Origin of the sequence: Prevotella sp. (assembly GCF_036570325.1) — a bacterium.
In the GTDB taxonomy this organism is placed as follows: domain Bacteria; phylum Bacteroidota; class Bacteroidia; order Bacteroidales; family Bacteroidaceae; genus Prevotella.
The window spans coordinates 1-2,433 of sequence record NZ_DATCYK010000099.1 but is presented as its reverse complement, the minus strand read 5'-3'; the positions used below and the strand labels follow the sequence as shown (position 1 = coordinate 2,433).

Below are 2,433 nucleotides of genomic sequence, written 5' to 3'. Positions count from 1 at the left end.
ATGGGTCGCCACCAATTGGCGTGGGACTTGTTTGAGCAGTACAAGTCGTTGATGAACGACTCGGCCCTGCATTATCTTCATATTTGTAGGGAATTGGCCGGCCGCATGGGCCAACCCCAATTGTTACAGAGCGATTATATAGCGCTCACCCACCAATACGCGGCCACCGGATTTTACCATGAGGCCATCAGCTACCAGCGTAAGATAAACCGGGGCGTGCTCCGCGGGCAGCAACTCATCGACTACTACGACTGCATGAACCATCTTTACGGCGAAATGAGCTATTACTCCAAGGACGAGGCCATTAAGGAGCAGAGCCGTCGGTTGTCCGAGCTTTATCGTGACTCGCTGTGCAACATGCTGTCGCCCAATGCCAATCTGTACCTTTGGCGCAAGATTGTGGCGGGGCTCGCGGCCGGTGATTACAAGGGTGCCTTGCGCCTATCCGACCTTTGGCTCAACCAAGTGGAGCGCAACACGCCCGAGTATGCCAACATGGCTTTCTTTCGTTCGGAAATATATAACAGGCTGGGAAAGAGCGACTTGCGTAAATATTGGTTGGCCCTTTCGGCCTTGAGCGACATCCGTAACGCCGTGATGGATCAGGCGTCGCTATGGAGCTTGGCCGAGGTTTTGAGCCGTGAGGGCAATCTGGAGCGCTCCAATCGCTACATAGAATACTCTTGGGGCTGCACCCAACGCTACAATACCCACCTTCGTTCGTGGTTGGTATCGCCCGTGCTCGGCATTATCAGCGACACCTACAAGGCCAATCTGCGCACTGCCAACAACCAGTTGCGATGGCTCATAGCGGCCGTAAGCGTGCTGTTGTTGTTCCTATTGGCCTCGTTTCTCTACGTTTTGCGCAAGAAAAAACAACTTTCTTTGGCCCGCAACGACCTGCGCCGCATCAATGACCAACTGAAAGAGCTCAACCAACAGCTTAGCGGGCAGAACGATGAGTTGGAGAAACTCAACGTGCAACTCAGCGAGACGAGTAAGGTAAAGGACGAATATATTGCCAAGTTCCTCAGCACTTGCTCGGCCTATATCGACAAACTCGACGCCTACCGCATGCGTGTTAACCGTAAGTTAAAGGCCAACCAGCTCACCGATCTCATGAAAATGACCAGCTCGGAGCAGCTCAAGGAGGACGAGATACACGAGCTGTTCGACAATTTTGACGCCGTGTTCCTCGGGTTGTTCCCTAACTTCGTGCCTGATTTCAACGCCTTGCTCAAGCCCGAACATCGCATACAGCCGCCCTCGAAGAGCCAGCTCACCACCGATTTGCGTATCTTTGCGCTCATTCGTTTGGGTATAGAGGAGAGCTCACGTATCGCCGAGTTCCTGCGCTACTCGCCCAACTCTATTTATAATTACCGTGCCCGCATCAAGAACAAGGCCCTTTGCCGGCGTGAGGAGTTTGAGCACCGAGTGAAAGAGATAGGCATGTAGCGTCGGCCTCGGGCAAGGATTCGTTTTGCTTTTATGGGGCTATCCGTGGGTCGATGGCCTGCTTTCTGCTTTGCGTTGTGGACCGATATTCATTTTTCTTGGCCCAATATCCATAGTCGTAACACGATGGCGTGGTTACAATCTTTGTCGCGTGCGCCGTAAAGCAAGGTAACATTGGTTTCCTCTAACAGCCTTTGGCAGTGGTCGGCAAAGGCCGGTGCGTCGGCGTTGGTATCGAGTTCGGCTCGGTATTTGTCAGCAAAGGCCTGAAAATTCTCGGGTTTATGGCCAAACCATTGCCGTAGGCTGGTGGTCGGAGTAATGGCCTTGGCCCATTCGTCGATGGCCGCTTGTTCTTTTTTCAGCCCACGGGGCCATAGCTTATCGGTCAAAACGCGATAGCCGTCGGCTTCCTCGGGCGCTTCGTAAACTCGTTTTATTTTTAACTGCTTCATATCCTTTAGTGTATAAAATGATGGTGACGTGTTTGTCTTTCTCGGCAAGTCGTCCATGGCAAAGGTAAACATATCATCATTGCGAAATACGAAAAAGTTGTTAAAAATGGTGTTTCCGAGCAAGGGTTTTTCCATTTTCGTCCTTATTATAGTAAAAGGTCAGTCCTATTTAGTCCCGGCCTTAGCTGTCAAGAAGCCTGCGAGGGTTTCTCAACAGCGTATTTAGTACACGGGCAAGGACCCTATGGCCTACGATTCTCTCATCCATAAGGCTTCATGTACGGAGACGATTTGCCGGTGGGCAAGTCGATTATTTAAAATTAAGTTATACAGTCATGCCATATCTACCTCCTTGGCGGAGATTAGATATGGCTTTTTTTTGTCATGTGAAAGGGCCGCCGTTATCGCCTGAAAGGGCTGTTCTCATCGCTTTAAAGGGCTGCTTTTAGCCTATAAAAGGTCGTCTTTCATTATCTGCCTCATATGTTGATACCATCAACTTGTTTACTTGTCAACTCGT

Annotated in this window: 2 protein-coding genes; one reads left to right on the top strand and one right to left on the bottom strand. The window is 50.6% G+C overall.

Annotation, left to right across the window (positions count from 1 at the left end; genetic code table 11):
- Window positions 1-1,458, top strand: a 1,458-nt coding sequence (locus tag VIR50_RS09955; protein WP_331934976.1) for a DUF6377 domain-containing protein, incomplete at its 5' end; no start/stop codon positions are given.
- 89 nt (window positions 1,459-1,547) lie between these two features.
- Here VIR50_RS09955 and VIR50_RS09950 read toward each other — a convergent pair.
- A complete protein-coding gene (locus VIR50_RS09950; protein ID WP_331934975.1) occupies window positions 1,548-1,913 on the bottom strand; it encodes a DUF488 domain-containing protein in 366 nt (121 codons plus the stop codon).
- Between the last annotated feature and the right edge of the window lie 520 nt (window positions 1,914-2,433).